This is a genomic window from Paenibacillus sp. NEAU-GSW1 (assembly GCF_009737085.1).
Lineage (GTDB): Bacteria > Bacillota > Bacilli > Paenibacillales > Paenibacillaceae > Pristimantibacillus.
The window spans coordinates 18,163-36,142 of record NZ_WOVL01000027.1; the positions used below are offsets into that span (position 1 = coordinate 18,163).

The following is a 17,980-nucleotide window of genomic DNA, read 5'->3' on the forward strand; positions in this document are numbered from 1 at the left end:
ACGGTGTAAGTGAAGAATGTCACACTCCAAGGCAAAAGTGATCGTGATCTAAATCATTTTGATGATGTTCGGCAAGCATGGCGCGCTCTGTTCATTGCTGATCAGACTGGCCAATACCTACGGCACCCTACAGGAGGACCACATTTGGATATCAAAGACGCACACAAACACCGAATTCGCGGACATGATCGGGTCTACCCGTGAGAGTGTCAATCGGATTCTGAGCGAGCTTCGCAGAGCAAATGCGATTGCCATCGATAATAGTCACATCGTTATAAAAGACCTTTCCTACTTGCGCGACATCTGCCACTGCGAGGATTGCCCTAAGGATATTTGCAGAATGTAATAACTGCGCCATATCAAACATCAGGCTGCCGAAAGTAGAATGATCCTAATTTTTGTTCAAACGCCAAAATATTCGTTTTACAGGAATTCTAACAGGCAGTATAGTTTGGAAATTGAATACATGTTAATATAAGGATAATAAAAGCTGATGCTATGGCAATGCGAAAATTGTGTGCGACTATGTTGAATTTTGACATGGAATAATGTCTGTTTTCGAAGATATTACTGCACTTCTGCAAGTGCTGCTTTAGATGGTAAATCCTAATAGACGGATGGGTGATGGAGTGGGCATTATCGAAGTGAATCAAGTGACGAAAACATATCGGCAATACAAACGCTACCCGGGGCTTATCGGATCCATGCGCAGTTTGTTCACGAGACAGTTTACGGAAGAGGCGGCGGTGCGCGATATTTCCTTCTCGATCGGGGAAGGCGAAGCGGTGGGCTATCTGGGGCCAAACGGCGCCGGCAAGTCGACGATGATCAAAATGATGACTGGCATTCTAGTCCCGACTTCCGGCGAGGTGAAGGTCATGGATGCCGTCCCGCACGAGTCGCGGAGGCGGATCGCCCAGCAAATCGGCGTCGTGTTCGGGCAGCGAAGCCAGTTGTGGTGGGACTTGCCTGTTCAGGACTCATTCGATCTCCATAAATATGTTTACAAGCTTTCCGACACCCAATTTCGCGAAAATGTCGAGTTCTGCACCGAGCTCCTCTCCTTGTCTTCCTTCATTCAAAAGCCCGTCAGACAGCTGAGCCTTGGACAGCGCATGCGCGTCGAAATCGCCATGTCCCTTCTCCATGAACCGAAGATCTTGTTCCTCGATGAGCCTACGATCGGTCTTGACGTACTCGCGAAAGACCAGATCCGACAATTTCTGCGTACGGTCAACCGCGAGAAGAAGGTTTCCATTATTTTGACAACTCATGATATGAAAGATATCGAAGAGATTTGCCCTCGCATGATCGTCGTGAACAAAGGTAATCTCGTCTACGATGGCTCCGTTGCCAGACTGCGCAGCAAGCTCGGCAATGAGCGGCGTGTCGTCATCGATTTTCGGTTCGATCCGGGCCCGGTTAAGTCCCCCGGCATGACGCTGATCCATGACGAAGGTGTGCGCAAAACATTCCTCTGCGAAAGAGGAGGCTCGGCCGTATTCGAGAGCATCAGCCAAATCGCCGCATCGTATCCGATAGAGGACGCCTCTATTGAAGGGGCGGACATCGATTCAGTCATTCGCAAGATGTATTTGCAGCTGCAGGAGGAAGACCGGGATCAGCGTGAAATCGGATGAACGGAGGGCATTTCATTGAAGACGTACTGGATGTTCGGCATTAAAGCATTCATCAATCAATTGTCCTACCGCTCTGAGGTTTGGCTGCGACTGCTAGGCAATTTCGTTACAATTCTTATTCAGGTTGAAATATGGCGGGCCGTCATCGGGGACGGGAGCGTAAAGGGCATCGCCGTCGACCAAATGATTACCTACAGCATTCTGAACACGCTGCTGTACGGACTTCTGTTCAACGGCATGAGCGAGAAGGTTGACACCAGCCTGAAATCCGGAGCTATCGCCTCCGAGCTGATCAAGCCGATGTCTTACCCGGCTTATTTGTTCGCCGACGGCCTCGGAAGCGCTTTCTACCGGTTCTTCTTCACTGCCGCGCCGTCGCTTCTGATCGTATGGCTTTGCTTCGGCATGCTGCCTCCCGCCTCCGGCGCCTATCTGGCCGCATACCTGATCTCGCTGTGCATCGCTTTGCTGATCTCGTTTTTGCTCGGCTACCTTATCTCGCTCATCGCGTTTTGGGTGATGAACCACTTCGCGCTCGTATGGATGCTCGGCGGATTGACGACGCTTTTTTCGGGATCGTTTCTGCCGCTTTGGTTTTTCCCTGACACGTGGCAAGCAGTCGCTTCGGCGTTGCCTTTCCAGTTTCTCGGATATGCTCCGGCTGCCTTGTACTTGGGCACGCTTCCGATGGAACAAGTCGCGGTGCTGCTCGGCAAGGGTATAATCTGGACGGCGATTTTAGCCGTATTCGTGAAATGGCTGTGGCAAAGAGCCGTCCGGCGGCTTGTCGTTCAAGGCGGATAAGGGGGATGGACGAAAATGACATTTAGATTGTTTGGACAGCTGGTGCGTCTGCTGACGAAGGAAAGACTTGAGTACCGGGCCGACTTCCTGTTGGGGATCCTCGCCCAGATGATCAGCTACACGGCGGATTATCTCGTCATCTGGCTGTTTATCCGCCAATTCGATTCGTTGGCCGGCTGGACGTGGCCGGAGATTGCTTTTTTATACAGTATCGGCTTGTTTACATACGCGCTTGGAGCATCCTTCTCGTTCGTGCAAATGCGTGAGCTAGAAGGGCATGTGAAGAACGGCACGTTCGACTCGCTACTCGTCAAACCGGTCAATCCTTATCTGTATCTCGTGTGCAGAGGCTTTAACTTAGCTTACATCGCTCATCTTACCATTTCCTGCTCGGTGCTCGTCTGGTCGCTTACCTCCCTCGATATGGAGTGGACAGCGCTAAGCGTTCTGTACCTCGTGCTGACCGTTATCGGTGGAGCGTTGATTCAAGCGGGCTTCATGTCGCTGATCGGCGCGACTTCGTTCGTCTGGGTGAGAACGGGGTTTCTGTTTACACTGTTCTTCAAGCTGAAGGACTTTATCTCGTATCCGCTTCCCGTATTCGGCACTTTCATCCAGCTTTTGCTGACGTTCGTCATTCCGTTTGCCTTTATTAATTATTATCCCGCCGCGTTCCTGCTCTCGCATGACACATCCTTTCTCTCCTCCTGGGCGATGTGGATTGTGCCCGCGGTTGGACCGCTCAGCTACTGGATAGGCTACCGTGTCTGGATGCTCGGCGTAAATCGGTATCAGGGGGCTGGCGGGTAGGACTGCTTTCCCGATTTCAGTAAACTCGGCGATTTGCCAACAGCCTCCTCAACCGTATATCCGGTAACTTCGGTAAATGGGACGTTTACCGATTGAATAACGCCTTTCGCATCCGTGACCATGATTCCTTGAGAGGTTTGATCCATAATGCTCAAGGATAAACTCAGCTTCTCCTGATAGAACATCCAGATCACTAGAATTAAGCTTGCCAGAGCCACCTCGGACAGCGCCATAAATCCGATCGCATAATGCCCCGTCAACTTGAAGATTGCCGATAAGATTAACGGTGGAAAAAATCCGCCTAAGCCCCCCATTGCCGAAATAAGTCCATTCGCAATTCCCGCTTGCTTCGAGAAGTACAGCGGAACAAGCTTGAAGATGGTGCCGTTCCCCGTTCCCGCACACAGTGCTATGGTTAAGCATCCTATCGTGTAGATTTCAATTGACGGAGCAAAGGATAAGATAACGGCCGACAGCGTTAATCCGCCAAAAACTATCATCAGAATTTTGAACGGATTCCATCTGTCTCCCATCCAGCCGCCAACCGGCCTCATAATCGTAGCCAGAACGATGAATCCCGCTGTTCGGATGCCTGCATCTACTTTCGTCAATTCGAAATGAGTAACTAGAAAGTTAGGCAAATAGACGGTAAATGCGACAAACGAACCGAAGGTAATAAAGTAAAATAAGCATAATAGCCACAATTTTTCGTTTCGGTAAACCCCTTTAATCTGGTCCGGCAACGAAGTGACGATTTTAGGCTCCTTCTTATCTCCCAAGAAAAAGTTGATAGCTATAAAGATACCAAGAAGCAGGCCATACATAAGAACTGTCTTTTCCCAGCCTAATTGATTTGCGACCACTGGCGCTGAGAAAGCGGTTATCGCGGTGCCTAAATTGCCTATGCCATAGATCCCGTTCACAAGCCCATGCTTCTCTTTCGGGTAGTACTTCGGCAGAGAGGTAACCCCAACGGAAAATACAGCTCCGCCAATGCCTAGAACCATCCCGCCTATAATCAGGTCGATGAAGGAGTCCGCTATGCTAACCCAGTATACCGGCGCCAGCAGCAGCACAAAACTAATGACAAACAACTTGCGCGCACCGTACCGGTTGGTCCAATAACCTACCGGAATACGCAGCAAGGAACCAAACAGTATGGGTATGGCCGTAACCCAAGCCAGTTGACCTGCACTTAAGGAAATGTCCTCTTTAATAAAGGGGATCAAAGATGAAAGGATGACCCAAACCATAAAACCTAGAATAAGACTGAGTGTCTGAACCGATAATTGAAGTTTATTACCGTTCACGGTTAATCCCTGCCCTTCTGTGCATTCCTTATCTATTAAAAATAGACCCAATAGGTCAGCTTGCCCTCAAGATCATGAGAAACAAAATAAGGTCTTCCGCCTCCGCTTTGTTCCAGCTTTGTCGCGTTGTCATCAAATACAGGGACGGCTAAGAACTGTGTAGGCTGTAAATATAACTGCACGAATTTCCGGTCCTCTGACACTTTCGCTTTGAACAAGGATGGATACGGCTTTGGTTTCGTTTGCTCTTCTCCTGAATGATCTTCGATCCACACCTCTATCGGACGCCCCAAGTACGCAGATAACCCTTTTTCCCAGTCCATAATGATCCCTCTGATTCCATTTCAATTTTTGCCGCAATGGCTGCAGCCTTCATGAGCTTCTTTGATATCGAGCTGAATCCGGTAGCCTTGCAGCCAGGCCATGAATGGCGGCGCTGCATTCGCTTCGATATAAGCAACGATATCCTCCTCAGACTGCCACTTTGCCATTCCTTTAACTTCCGCTACAACAATATCTGCTTGATCTTGTTGCTTCCCTTCCGTATACCAGCTTCCCGTGCCGGAAAAAAGATGATCTAATTGCTTCTGAACGGCCTGCTCGAAACGGTGTATCGGTTCCGGTTCATGTTCGCGTATAAAGCATAGATCCAGAAAGAACTCCACGTTCATTTGGCTTTGCCTTCCTTCTTATAAATGTATAAAGCGCTAGGAAACAGAGCTACATTCAGTACCGCAAATAAAATAACGAGCTCGTATTTTTGATGGAAATAATGATTAACCACATATTGGGTGCAGACGATATTTAAAAATAGAACAATACTCAGCAATAGGACGCCTCTGTAGCTACGCTTCATAGCGCTTCACTCCTGTTGCGAATACGGCGTCGTTCTCTACGGCTATAACAATTTCGGGAAGCGGCCTTCTAGGCGGGCCTGCCGTCGGTTTGCCCGATTTCGGATCAAAGTAACCGTGATGGCAAGGGCAGACCATTTTCTCCTCCTCGCTGCTCCAGAAGACGGGGCATTTCAAATGCGTACACGCATTCTGATACGCCTTGTACTCGTTTTCTCCCAAACGAATGAGCAAAGCCGATTCATGTTCACTCGGATATGAAAATTCAGCCGCTTCGCCTATTGGCAAGGAAGCGATATCAACAATCTTCTTTTTCGCATGGCTTTTTGTGCCAAGTCCCATCAGCTCTTTGGCCGCCAATCCGCCCCAAGGCAGGGTGGAAACCGCGAATACGCCCGCTGCGCCAACCATCGTCTTCATAAACCCGCGCCGATCCAGAAGCCTTTCATTCTGTTTATGGATGTTATGGGTGTAATTATTTTCATCAAACGGAATCTTGTTATTTTTGCCTTTATCCTTTTCCATTTGCTAATCCCCCTTAAAACAGCTTTTGTTTGCCTTGTAAAATACCGGGGAGATTGATTTTCACATTCGTCTCTCCTTCCAGCGGATCGAAAGGCTGACGGCTGGAAAGCCATTTTCCAAGACGGTGCTGCTCTTGCTTCATCGCCAGTTCATCCTCTGTGATCCATTGCAGCGTATTGGTCGGGCACACGGATGCACACATCGGAGGTATTCCTTCTTTGGTGCGGTCATAGCAAAGGTCGCATTTGTACATCAAATTCTGCTCTTCGTCAAATTTCGGGATGCCGTACGGACAAGCAATCGTACAGTTCTGGCAGCCGATGCATTTCTCTACCATCGCGGACAATACGGCGCCTTCCGGCGTAATCTGTATGGCTTGCGCCGGACAGCTTCTGGCACAAGCAGGATTCACACAGTGCAGGCACATAAGCGGTATCGTTTGCCGATTCACAAGCGGATTGACCTCATATACATAATTGCGGTTGCGCTCATCATGGCCGCCGCACTGCGTGCATGCCGCCAGACAGCTCCGGCAGCCGATGCAGTTGTCCATTTCGATATAAAGCAATTTCTTCACCGTACGGCCTCCCCGTGAGCTGCGATTTTTTCCATTTGAGCCGCACAAGCCTTAAACTCTGGCATACGGGACATCGGGTCCAGCGCAGGAATGGTCAATAAATTAATTGACTGCTCGTGACCGAAATGGTAGGGAACAAAAACCGTGTCCTTACGGATCGCTTCTATCACCTTCACCTTAAAATGCGCCTCTCCCCGACGTGTGAACAATTGCACGATTTCATCATGCTCGATGCCGTACTGCCTTGCTGTTTCCGGATGAACCTCCACATAGGGCTCCGGACACATATCATGCAGAAATGGGATTCTCCGTGTCTGATTCCCGGATAGATAGTGATAGACTACCCTTCCCGTTGTTAAGCGAAGCGGATACTGCTCACAAGGCTCCTCGGCCGGGGGACGGTAAGGCAGCGCGCAAATTTGGGCTTTCCCGTCCGCATGGTAATACTGCTGATCAAGGAACATGTATGGCGTTCCCAAATCGTCTTTATCCTTGCAGGGCCAGAAAACGCCATTTTGCTTCTCAATCTTATCCCACGTCGCGCCGTAGTAATCCGCATATCCGCCTTTAGAGGCTAACCGGAATTCCTCCGCCACCTTTGCGGGCGACGTCAGATGAGAGAAGTATTTGCCGCGGCCCAGCCGTTCCGCAAGCTCGACCTCAATTAACCAGTCCGGCTTCGATTCGCCGATTGGCTCCTGAGCTTTGTTGATTTTAATAATTCGGCCCTCCAAATTAGTTACCGTTCCTTCATCCTCCGACCATGTGACGGAGGGAAGCACAACATCGGCGAATTCAGCTGATTCGGATAAGAAGATGTCCGAGCACACCATGAAATCCAAACTTTTCAATGCTCCTCTGACCTCATTTAAATTAGGCGCCGATACTGCAGGATTCGAGCAGAGCAGGTACAGGCCTCTGATCGTTTTGTTTTGCATGAATTCAAACATTTCATAGGCAGACACCCCAGGCTGCGGCATTTCTTCCGGCTCAATCCCCCATACGCTGCATATCTCTTTAACATGCTTCGGATTCGTGATCTTGCGGTAGCCCGGCAGCGCATCCGCCTTCTGGCCATGCTCGCGTCCCCCTTGGCCGTTTCCTTGTCCCGTCAGCGTAGCAACGCCCGATTTAGGACGGCCGATCTTCCCCGTCACCAAGCACATATTGGTGTAGGCCGATACATTATCCGATCCTCTGGTCTGCTGCTCGATTCCGCGGGCAAACATAACGATCGCATTCGGCGCCTTTCCGTAGATCTCCGCCGCGCGAATCAATTTTTCAGGCGCTACGCCTGTTATTTCACTCGTATATTCCGGCGTAAACTGGCTTACGAGCGCCTTTGTTTCTTCGAAGCCGTTCGTATGGGCTTGAACGAACGCATCATCCGCATAACCATTCTGAATAAGAAGATGAACCATACCGTTCGCCAGAGCCAGATCGGTTCCCGGCTTAAGATCCAGATGAAGGTCAGCCCGCCTCGCGAGCGGCGTTTCCCTCGGGTCTGCAACAATCAGATAGCCTCCGCGATTTTGCACCTCCCAAACCCGAAACATCGAAGTCGGATGACATTCCGCCGTGTTGCTGCCCGCGATAAACAGGCAATCCGTTTCGTGAATATCCGTCCAAGGCAGCGTAGAACCGCGGTCTACACCAAAGCTTCTTAGAAACCCTGCCGCTGCGCTCGACATGCAGAAACGGCCGTTATAATCAATGTAGCGTGTCTGCAAGGCGACCCTTGCGAACTTTCCGGTCAGATAGCACTTTTCATTCGTCATCGACACACCGCTGAAGACCGATAACGAATCTTTGCCATACTGAGCCTGCAGCGCTTTGAATTTATGCACGATCAGATCGTAAGCCTCATCCCAGCTTGCTTCCCGAAACCCTTCCTTCGTCCCTTTCTTCGACGCGTCATCGCGGATCAATGGCCGCAGCAAGCGGTCAGCATGGTTCGTCTGCTGATAAGCCGTAACGCCTTTGGGACACATTTTGCCCAGCGTCACCGGCCAGTCATATCGGGGCTCCACACCGATAATCGTGTTTTTATCCGTATCCACCCTTAAATTCATGCCGCATTGCATGCCGCAATAGGAGCAGTGAGTCGCAACTAGTTTTTCTTTAGGATGATGTATATTTGGTATTTCTTTATAAAATTTATCCTTTAGCATTCTGGTTGGCCTCCTTGACCTTGATCTGGTGGGTCGGGACTCCCGAGAATTTAGACATGCGATATTTGCGTCTGCACGGAAGGCACAGCTCAGCCAGGTGAAAGCCTTCCTTCATGGCAAACTCGATGTCATTTTGCTTCAGCACTTGAATGACATCGCCCGATTGCTCCACAGAAACGAAGCCGGTACCGCACACCTTGCACGCCTTCATCTGCTGCTTGCCATAATGCTCGCGATAGTTTTTGGCGAACACGCTGAGCGGACGGATTGGAATATGCGCGAGCTTGCCGAAAGGCAAGTAAATCAATGTCAGGATGACAGACCACTGGTGTATCAGGGTGATAACCGGATGCCCCCAGCCATGAAGGAAAATATTGCTGCCGGTCAGCATTAAACCGGTAATACTAATAAACAGAAGCAGGTATAGCGGAAGAAAGTCATAAACGAAGGTTTGTTCCGCTCTCGCCTGCATATTTTTGATACGGCGGTACAACGCCATGCAAACGCCGGCAATGACCATAAACGCTGTAATATTTAAAGCATTGTAGAAGAGAAAGGCAATCCACCCGTCGGCCTTCACCCTCATGACATCGAGTCCGAAACCGACAACCGTATACGTGCCGTTGTCTTCCATCGTGAAATACATCCATCCGAAGACCAGAGGAAAAGTGACGAATGCCGAGAGAATGCAGCCCCAGCCCAGCAGCACATGCTGCGTCCAACGATATACGCCGCGATTCCAAATGAAACGATAGGTAGCCAAATGCTCAACCGAGGTTTGCGGTGTGCTTTTACGAAATAACAGCTTGATGCCCTTCTTAATGATTAATTTGGTTGGAGGCCTCTCCGCCCAGGCAATAAAACGATAGAAGAAGCCGCCAATAAATACGATTGTGCCAACCATATATCCATATAGCGCCAGATCGATATGCGTGAAAAACCGAGTTCCGATATAAACGAGGACAAGAAGTGAAACGATCGTCAGAAAATACATCTTCGCGAATTTTGTTGCAAAGGCAAATTTCATAGCAAATTCTCCTCGTCTTTATTTTCTATACTCATTAAACCATCCGTCGTGCCTTATTCGCTGTGACGTATATCACAGCAGTACCGAACCGTGATAAGTGTTCAAAAAAAATACAATTTCTCCTCGGCTTTGAGAAGAAATTGTATTCATGCTGCTAAGGACAGCCCTATTTTGATGTTGCTCAAGTTATCATGCTTCTTCGGCCATTGCGTCGGCTTTCGTTGGATGGACAGTGCCGAATGGATGCTCCGGCGGCGCATAAATAACGTACACCTTTAACGGCTCATTTCCTGTGTTGGTCACATTATGCCATTTCCCGGCAGGAACCATAATCGCATATCCGTCGCGGGCCGCCGCCTCGAAATCGAGCCGGTCTTTGGCGTCTCCCATCTGTACGAAGCCTTGCCCCTCTTCAATTCGTATAAACTGATCCGTATCGGGATGTACTTCTAAACCGATATCAGCTCCGACGGGAATGCTCATAACCGTAACTTGAAAATGCTCCCCCGTCCACAAGGCGGTACGGTACGTGCTGTTTTGTTCCGCAGCCTGTTCGATATCAATGACATACGGTTCTTTCCCATGATCCTTCAATTCCCGCGCTTGCCAATTGGTGAAACGTTGTTCATTCACAACGTATGTCGGATACACCGGCGGAAATGCGTATTGGACATAAGGGTGCAAATAAAAGTGAGGGTACGGCTGCCAATAGTAATAGGGATATGCTGCGTTCAGTAATGCTTGAGGCCGAGTATTCGCATGCATCTTCATTTCATTCCCTCCACACTTGAATACTCCATCATATGCCTATTTCACGCAGATGTACCAAGCGGGGAGTCTATCCAAATAGATGCTATTTTGCTAATTTGCTATTTTTCCCTGGCTATCTTTGCTGGACAGCAGAGACCCGATCTCATCCGCGGAGGCTGGTCTGTGAAAATAAAAGCCTTGCCCAAGTCTGCAGCCATATTGAAGGAGAAAGTCCATCTCCTCCTGATTCTCAATGCCCTCGCAAATAACTTCCAGGTTTATGCTATGACCGATATCCACGATAAGCTTAATAATCGAAGCGGTGGAAGTATCCGCCGTCAATTCCCGTGTAAACGAACGATCAATTTTCAAAAAATCTACAGGCAAGTGCCGCAAAACGCTGAGCGATGAGTATCCGGTTCCAAAATCGTCGATCGAAATTTTCACGCCCCGGCGTTTGAGCTCGCCGAGAATCAAGCTCATTTCGCTCAAATTTTGCATCATGCTTTCCGTAACTTCCAGCTCCAGCAGGGACGGATCGAAGCCTGTCTTTTTCAAAATCCGCAGCACTGTTGATTCGAAGCAGGACGACTTGAACTGGCGGATCGAAATATTTACGGCCAGCGTAAGATTCGGATTGCCGGCGCGCTGCCAGCTTCGCACCTGCTTGCATGCTTCTTCAAGGACCCATTCGCCAAGCTCGACGATCACGCCGGTCTGCTCGGCCAGCGGGATAAATGCGCCCGGCATAATCTGCCCGAGCTCCGGATGCGTCCAGCGCACCAGCGCTTCGAAGCCCCTTATTTCCCCTGTGCTCATTTCCACCAACGGCTGATAATGAATGACAAATTCCTCTTTGCTCAGCGCGCTGCGAAGATCATTCTCCAGCTTGATTTGAAGCAGCAGTTCCTCGTTCTCGATGGCGGAGAAGAAACAGAATCCGTTCTTCTCGCCGCGCTTGACGTCATACATTGCCTTGTCGGCATATTGAATCAGCGTATCAACATCGCGCGAATCCCCCGGGTACAGACTGATGCCGATGCTCGGCGTTGTATAGATATGCTTCTGCTCAATCTGGAACGGCATATGGAAGGAGTGAATGAGATGCTTAGCCAGCTCTCCGATTTCCTCCTGGACCTGATAAGGGAACAACAGCACAAATTCGTCGCCCGCGTAGCGGGCAATGAAGCAGCAATGACCGACCTCCTCTGTCAAATGCGCAGCGACATGTTGCAGCATCTGGTCTCCCGCGTTGTGCCCCATCATATCGTTGACATTCTTGAAATGGTCGAGATCGAGGAATAGAACGGCCACCTTCGAGTCGCTGAACAACTGCTCGACCATCCGTTTCTTAAGCAATTCGCGGTTCGGCAGCTTGGTGAGCGTGTCGTAATAAGCCATATGCTCCAACTTGCCGAACGCTTCGTTAAGCTGTCCATTTAGCTTGCGGTTAATCTCATTTTCCTTCTTTAAGTTCCGAAAGTAGAAAGCCAGCAGCGAATAGAGGATCATATTGATGATAACGCCGATCACAATCGTACGAATCATCTCTCCTTCCACTACAGACGAATACGTTGGAATAAAATACAGGTAATAGCACGTGGTGATGATTACCGGAATTGGCGATGGCAGAAGAAATGCAAGAAGGACAAGCGAGAGATAGATGACGCTGATCAGCTTATCGAATGACAATTCCGGCAGCGTGTTGAAAAATGCAATATAGGCGGCAGCCGCCATCACATACTTGAGCCAAAGCGGATTGACGATAATCGCAGCAAAGATCAATCCGGCAAATGCGAGCGCGAAAGCGTACCCCAAAAAACTGCTGACGGAGTTGGCCAGATTCATCGAAAGGGAAAGCGCTGAAAGCACGATGACTGCTTTCGGCGTGTTATGCATCAAGCGTTTCGTCCAGGTCTGCGACATCTTCATCGATTGACACCCCATCACTTTTATAATGTTCCATATATTAGCAATATTCAACATCAATGAACAAACCCCTTCTCCATTCGCCAACTTCTTCTCTTTTGTTTTTGTAATCATATGGAAAACGTAAAGAATAAAAAAAGCCGAGCGAAAATTAGGGCAAATGCCTAAAGTTCGTTCGGCTTACGATCCTATTTGTTAGGAGGCGATATTTTCGCAATCACATCTTTATGAAATGCTGAAACCATATTATTGATTAGCTTGTTTAAATAATTTTGAAGGAAACCGTCGCTGAACGCAGCATCGCAGCATGCTTCACAAGCTTTTGTAAAACCGCTCATCGCGTTAAAGCTTAATAAATAGCCATACATTTTATATTCGGTTTCTCCTCCAAAGAAGCCTTTCTTCCATTCTGATCTGTCCCATATGCTTATCTCATCCGTGCTGTATTTGAAATAATCATAATGCTTCACCTTGCCGCCAGAACCGATAATTCGTTCATCCATATAATCTCTTATGTCGTAATTAATATTAGAATTGCAATCTTCGAATGATGCAAAATCGACGGAAATAGTTTCGTCATCTGCACATATCTTTATTTCCGTTTGAGGGTATGCGATTTCAAATTTATCATAGACCGCTTGCACATTCGTTTTGAAACGATTGAATACCGCTTCGATTTGAGCTTGATATTGCTTGCTTAAATCCTCGCTTATTCTCGGATAATGACCTGTCGATAAGTAGTCTTGACAGCTGTCATAAAACCTCCACAATCGATTTCCTGCTGCCTCTCTGCATTCGCTTGCAGATGTGAACCTATAATCCGAGTTATAGTCCGTGTCTATGCTTTTAAAAATATATTCCTGCGCTAAGCTAGTCTTCTTCATATTCTCAAGCAATTCCAATAGCTCGCTTCTTAAAGCATCGTGTTTATTAGACTGTACACCAATTAATTCATCCGCCCCGTCCAATTGCGAGCAGGCTTGAATGGCAGCCTTAATCGTAACAACCTTTTCATTTATTTTCTTTGCTACTAATTCTTCAAACGGTTTAAGCGATAATTTCAACCACTCGAATATTTGACTGCTTACTTTATGCGACACCTCAAAGGAAACATATTCTCTGAATCTCTTAGCTACCTTGTTTAAGTCATAACTGTACTTGTCGCCAAACACGTTGCAATCAATATAAGAATCATAGTAGGAGGCTGGTTTATAGTCTTTTTCAAAATGCTCCATTCTCTCCATGTTTCTAAGTGAGTAGCAATAAATATCCCCTTCGTAACCAAGATCCGGCCCCGCTTCAAACAGAACAAAATCCTCTGGCAGCGCTATTTGACCATACGTAATTTGCTTGGCCATTTCCTCAATTTCAGCCAGAATCTTAGAGACTTCTCTGCAAATTTCGAAAAAATAATTGCCAGGTTCACTTTTATAATAAGCAAACTTTGATAATTGTTTGACTTTGTAATGAATCAACACTGCTTGCACTAATGTTTGATGCTGAGCATACATCGTTCGTTCAAACTCGCTAAATCCCTCATCATGAGCTCGATCATAAGTGGAGTATTCGTATCCTGAACTGTATCTGTTCACCAGCAACGGGGCTATGTATTCATTAGCGTTAAAAGCGAATTGGCCCGTACTTGGAAATTCCGGTTTAAAGGCCTTTAATTTATCGTCTATCAGCTTCTTCAGCTCTAATATACTCGCCGTTCCGCCGCTCTTCGTGATTTCATCGTCAACCACCGAGATCGCATGTACAGGACAATTTTCTAATGTGCTGAGCAAGGAATGATACTGATCATCCGTTATTAATCCCGTTCCCTTTGGAGCCGCTTTTCCATTGTCTAATTCTATTAATAAGTCACTTTCTAACGTACAAGAGCCGCATGCAACGCAATTATCCGATACTATTATTCTTCTCATCCTTCTATCTTCTAGCTCCTTTTATTCATTCGTTCCAGCCGCTTACACTGCATTGACCATATTCATTATTGCCCACAGCAATCACCGTGCCGTCCGATTTAAGACCGATTGTATGAGCATTGCCCGTGTTCGTCGCCATATGAACATTACCAACCGCAACTGCCACCATGTCACGCCAGCCGCTTACATCACATTGGCCATATTTATTATCACCCACGGCCGTCACCGTGCCGTCCGATTTAAGGACAACGGTATGACGACAACCCGCCGCTATGATAGGTTTAGGCCACCGTTTCACTTCTAACGCCGTTTTCACGATAAATACTCACTTTCTCAAAGTATATTCCCAGATTACACCAGATGAGAATTTTGAACAACGGGGATTTGGATACGCAGATGCTGCCTCAACCTTTCCATTCACCCGTTTGCTCTTTGTTGTTAATCAAGCCACTGCGTGTAAGTGCTAGCAGGCGTCGACGTTTTATCCTTATTATTTCGCATCAAGCACATGCTGCATTCGCCCGCGAAATAATTCGTATATTTACCTGCAGGATGACGATAACCTTCGCGATGAAGCCAAGCGTGCTGAAGAGAACCCGCTAAAAATTGATTTGTAACCGACGTTTTGCTAATATCAGTCGCATTAATTGTAACAGTCAAAGAATTAGTTTCAGGATTAGATGCATTAACTCCTTTAATGGTTGAACTGCCTGACTTCTGGTACATAATATAGGCTTTGGCAGCTTGCCCAAAGCCATTTGCAGCAATTTGCGTTGTGAAGCCATCCATTTGAACAGCTGCAGCGGCTGCGCCGTTTGTGAGTTTCCCTTCAAACCAAACTGGCGCTAAATTAAACTTAGCGTATTTGTTCACGCATTGTTGATAGCGAGAGCGAGCAGCACCATCGTTTAACTCTGTGAAATGCGTATCCCAGTTTAATAATACAAGTCCTGCTAACACTTGTATTCGACTGACTTGTGCTGCTGTAAATCTCGTATCCACATAAAACGTCATTCTAGCCGGGATATTAACATCAACGGGGGCATCTGGGACAGTAACCTGCACCTTTCTATACGTTGCTGAGACATGCGCTTTGGGCACGCCCAGCTTTCTTCGTTTCTCTTTCAAAAGAGATCATCTCCTTTCCACATACTAATTTATGTGAAGGAAAAAAAGATGTCCGCAGGTTATCCGCGGATATGAATAGCATCTGAAACTACGGGCATCTGGTGTTGCTTAATTTCCTAAACAACAAAAAAATAGCGGTGGAGGGATAGCCTCTGCACCGCTATTTTTGATTTTTTTGAACAACCTCTTATTTCATTAAATAATAATTATTCATAATTGGCGTATCTACTTTATCCTGCAGCGTTGCTAGTCTAACCAGGACGATACTGATTTGCGCCTTCGTAACCGGCGCGGTCGGATTAAATTTACCGTTATCCGCTGTAAGCAGACCCAGCTTCAAGGCGATGGTCGCTGCGCCCTTGTTCTTGATTTGGGCAGCATCCTTCAGTTTGGTCACATCGGTATCGCCAGCCATAAATTCAGACAGCTTATCATACTTCAGCAGTTTCGTCAGCCATACAGCCAAATCTTCGCGAGTTAAAGCCTGTTCAGGATGCAGCTTTTGCGTAGGAGCTGCTTTAAGGAAGCCCCTTTGTACCAAATACTCTACCGCTGCGGCATATTTGCTGTCGACCGGAATATCGGCAAACAACTGTTTTTGCGGAGCAATGTAGTTGTTTCCTCCTGTAAAACCAGCCTGCAGCATATTGATCCAGTCTCCGTTAGAAACGGTTTTGTCCGGATGAATAAGTCCGTCGGATTCCGGTTTAATAATGCCGTAATCAAACATGGTCTGAAGCGATTTGAACGCCCAATGCTTTTTCGCGTCTGCCGGCAATTCACTCTTCTGTTCTGTCGCGCCAGGGAAGAAATATTGCTGCTCGAGCTTGCCGGTAACCGCGTTAACGATGACACCCCAGTCGCTTTCATCGTTCACCTTTGGCATATACACGAGCTTCACTTGCTGCTCCTGCAATTGGCCTTCAACGTAATTGCCTCCGACCGTCGTATATTGCAGCTCGGCACTAATGGCATCGCGGTAAAGCTTAAGCGCTTCTTCCTCCGTAATCTTTGCTTTTAAGGAATCCAGCTTGCTAAGCTTATCCTCCGGTGTTGTCATGGCATAATACTGCTTCAGATTGCCTTGACCATCCAGATTGATCTGAACGAACGAGGACTGGATCGGCTTGCCGTTATAGAACTGCTGGAAGCTGTATATAAAGGACGTATCCGGATTATAGGATACCGTTCCCGGGCGGTCAATCAGCTTCAAGCTGCCAGCTGCATTCGGATACAGCTTTGTAACGAGATCCTGAGCTTTCGCTTTTGCTTCCGCCTCTGTAATGGCAGTCTTCGCCGATGCTTGTGCTTCCTCGGTGGAGGATTCTCCTGATGTATAGGAAAAAGAATAGTACTGGATGAGTTGTCCCGTTACAGCATCTACTTCTGCATGGACTTGTTCTCCGCCAAACGGATCTCCCGACCAGATCGACCATGTCTTATGACCTTCACGGTCACTGCCGTTCGACGCTTGCGGGTTTTCCTTAAATGCTTCCGTACCGGTAGCCGCAGTTACAATCGCAATGGCTTCCTCCTTTGTCAGTTCTCCTCCTGTATGAGGCTTGAACACAGCTGCCGATGAGGAAATGGAGGAGTAACCGATGCTCGGAAGAGAATCTGCAGCCTGACCTTGTTCATCGAGGAATTTGCCTGATTTTGCGTCAATTAAGCCGATTCCGCTAGTCGCAATATAACCCAGACGGTAGTCCGAGGCCTTCGTCGGGTTAAAGTAATAATCGGCGCTTGGAATATAAGCCAGTTGCAGCTTTAGCTCTTTCTTCATTTTTTCTGCTGCCTGTGCTGCAGTCAAAGCCGTATCTGGAGAAGGATAATCTTTAGGAGTGCTAAAACCGCGATATTCCGTTATTTTTCCATTCCCGTCAATGACAATCTGAATTTGGCCGTTCGCTGCCTGAATACCATTCACTTGGACCTGATACGAGAAAGCATATTGTACCGGACCAAATAAGGCTTGCGGATAATCGCTCTTGATTGCTTTGAGCTGAAGCTCGTCTGTCGTCTTGATGGATGGCGAAGCAACCTGGATGAATTTCTTGGCAATTTCCTCGGCTTCTTCCCTTGAGACTTTTCCCGGATAATACGATTGTTCATTAGGAAGCGGATTATAGTATGTAATGATATCCCCGGTAATCGCATCAATAGAAGATTCAAAGCCGTATGATCCGTTCTCTACAGTCAAGTCCCACCTAATGGTCCAAATCATTTCATTGCTTGGCGGATATTGATTCGGGTTGCCAAGATCAACACTTACTGCTTCAGCATCCTTTAGTTCCGGAAACAGCTTTCTGAATCGCTCAACAGCCTCATCTTTCGAAATTTTTGCCTGACTCTCGTCAAGTGCGCCAGACACGGTTGATACAGATGCAGCACTTGTTGATGTTACGGAATCTGCCGCATAAGCAAGCCCGCCAAATACAGGCACCTGGAGCAAGCTGAGCGACAAAACCGTTGCAAGCAGTTTGCCATTCATAGATCTCTTCATCCCTTTTCCTCGCCTTCACTAAAATAG

At 47.7% G+C, this 17,980-nt stretch carries 16 protein-coding genes and 2 pseudogenes; 4 read left to right on the plus strand and 14 right to left on the minus strand.

The annotated features are described in order from the left end of the window. Window positions 1-58: 58 nt before the first annotated feature. The 4 genes and pseudogenes from GOM71_RS18795 to GOM71_RS18810 all read left to right on the plus strand — a co-directional run. A pseudogene (locus GOM71_RS18795) lies at window positions 59-346 on the plus strand (Crp/Fnr family transcriptional regulator); the annotation flags it as partial. A 271-nt stretch (window positions 347-617) separates the two neighbouring features. Next, window positions 618-1,640, plus strand: coding sequence for an ABC transporter ATP-binding protein (locus GOM71_RS18800; RefSeq protein WP_156283917.1), 1,023 nt, complete (start codon window positions 618-620; stop codon window positions 1,638-1,640). Window positions 1,641-1,655: 15 nt separating this feature from the next. Beyond that, window positions 1,656-2,444: an ABC transporter permease gene (locus GOM71_RS18805; RefSeq protein WP_156283852.1), complete on the plus strand. Its 789-nt coding sequence runs from the start codon at window positions 1,656-1,658 to the stop codon at window positions 2,442-2,444. 15 nt (window positions 2,445-2,459) lie between these two features. Further along, entirely contained in the window at window positions 2,460-3,254 is a 795-nt protein-coding gene (locus GOM71_RS18810) for an ABC transporter permease (protein ID WP_156283854.1), read from the plus strand. On the opposite strand, the gene GOM71_RS18815 is transcribed toward GOM71_RS18810, so the two are convergent. The 14 genes and pseudogenes from GOM71_RS18815 to GOM71_RS18880 form a co-directional block, all read right to left on the minus strand. Continuing rightward, on the minus strand, window positions 3,236-4,564 hold the full coding sequence (locus GOM71_RS18815) for an MFS transporter (RefSeq protein WP_367649702.1): 1,329 nt from the start codon (window positions 4,562-4,564) through the stop codon (window positions 3,236-3,238). The genes GOM71_RS18810 and GOM71_RS18815 overlap by 19 nt on opposite strands. A gap of 35 nt (window positions 4,565-4,599) precedes the next feature. Beyond that, window positions 4,600-4,887, minus strand: a complete 288-nt coding sequence (locus GOM71_RS18820) for a hypothetical protein (RefSeq protein WP_156283856.1) — start codon at window positions 4,885-4,887, stop codon at window positions 4,600-4,602. A 21-nt stretch (window positions 4,888-4,908) separates the two neighbouring features. Continuing rightward, entirely contained in the window at window positions 4,909-5,235 is a 327-nt protein-coding gene (locus tag GOM71_RS18825; RefSeq protein ID WP_156283858.1) for a hypothetical protein, read from the minus strand. Beyond that, a complete protein-coding gene (locus GOM71_RS18830; RefSeq protein ID WP_156283860.1) occupies window positions 5,232-5,420 on the minus strand; it encodes a hypothetical protein in 189 nt (62 codons plus the stop codon). Before GOM71_RS18830 ends, GOM71_RS18825 begins: the two co-directional genes overlap by 4 nt. Beyond that, window positions 5,410-5,943, minus strand: a complete 534-nt coding sequence (locus tag GOM71_RS18835; RefSeq protein ID WP_156283862.1) for a QcrA and Rieske domain-containing protein — start codon at window positions 5,941-5,943, stop codon at window positions 5,410-5,412. Before GOM71_RS18835 ends, GOM71_RS18830 begins: the two co-directional genes overlap by 11 nt. A 13-nt stretch (window positions 5,944-5,956) precedes the next feature. After that, window positions 5,957-6,520 carry a 4Fe-4S dicluster domain-containing protein gene (locus tag GOM71_RS18840; protein ID WP_367649703.1) on the minus strand — a complete coding sequence of 188 codons (564 nt, stop codon included), beginning with the start codon at window positions 6,518-6,520 and terminating at the stop codon, window positions 5,957-5,959. Then, window positions 6,517-8,691, minus strand: a complete 2,175-nt coding sequence (locus tag GOM71_RS18845) for a molybdopterin oxidoreductase family protein (protein WP_156283864.1) — start codon at window positions 8,689-8,691, stop codon at window positions 6,517-6,519. The genes GOM71_RS18840 and GOM71_RS18845 overlap by 4 nt, the downstream gene beginning before the upstream one ends. Beyond that, entirely contained in the window at window positions 8,678-9,718 is a 1,041-nt protein-coding gene (locus GOM71_RS18850; RefSeq protein WP_156283866.1) for a hypothetical protein, read from the minus strand. The genes GOM71_RS18845 and GOM71_RS18850 overlap by 14 nt, the downstream gene beginning before the upstream one ends. Window positions 9,719-9,907: 189 nt before the next feature. Further along, window positions 9,908-10,489, minus strand: a complete 582-nt coding sequence (locus GOM71_RS18855; protein ID WP_253944920.1) for a cupin domain-containing protein — start codon at window positions 10,487-10,489, stop codon at window positions 9,908-9,910. A gap of 90 nt (window positions 10,490-10,579) precedes the next feature. Then, complete coding sequence (locus tag GOM71_RS18860; RefSeq protein WP_216651780.1) at window positions 10,580-12,451, minus strand: putative bifunctional diguanylate cyclase/phosphodiesterase; 1,872 nt, start codon at window positions 12,449-12,451, stop codon at window positions 10,580-10,582. 134 nt (window positions 12,452-12,585) lie between these two features. Continuing rightward, window positions 12,586-14,322, minus strand: a complete 1,737-nt coding sequence (locus GOM71_RS18865) for a ferredoxin (RefSeq protein ID WP_156283870.1) — start codon at window positions 14,320-14,322, stop codon at window positions 12,586-12,588. A gap of 28 nt (window positions 14,323-14,350) precedes the next feature. Further along, a pseudogene (locus GOM71_RS18870) lies at window positions 14,351-14,641 on the minus strand (chromosome condensation regulator); the annotation flags it as partial. A 119-nt stretch (window positions 14,642-14,760) separates the two neighbouring features. After that, window positions 14,761-15,450 (minus strand): hypothetical protein, encoded by a 690-nt coding sequence (locus GOM71_RS18875; protein ID WP_253944921.1) that lies wholly within the window; start codon window positions 15,448-15,450, stop codon window positions 14,761-14,763. A gap of 187 nt (window positions 15,451-15,637) precedes the next feature. Next, window positions 15,638-17,941: a YcdB/YcdC domain-containing protein gene (locus GOM71_RS18880; protein WP_173275812.1), complete on the minus strand. Its 2,304-nt coding sequence runs from the start codon at window positions 17,939-17,941 to the stop codon at window positions 15,638-15,640. Window positions 17,942-17,980: the final 39 nt, after the last annotated feature.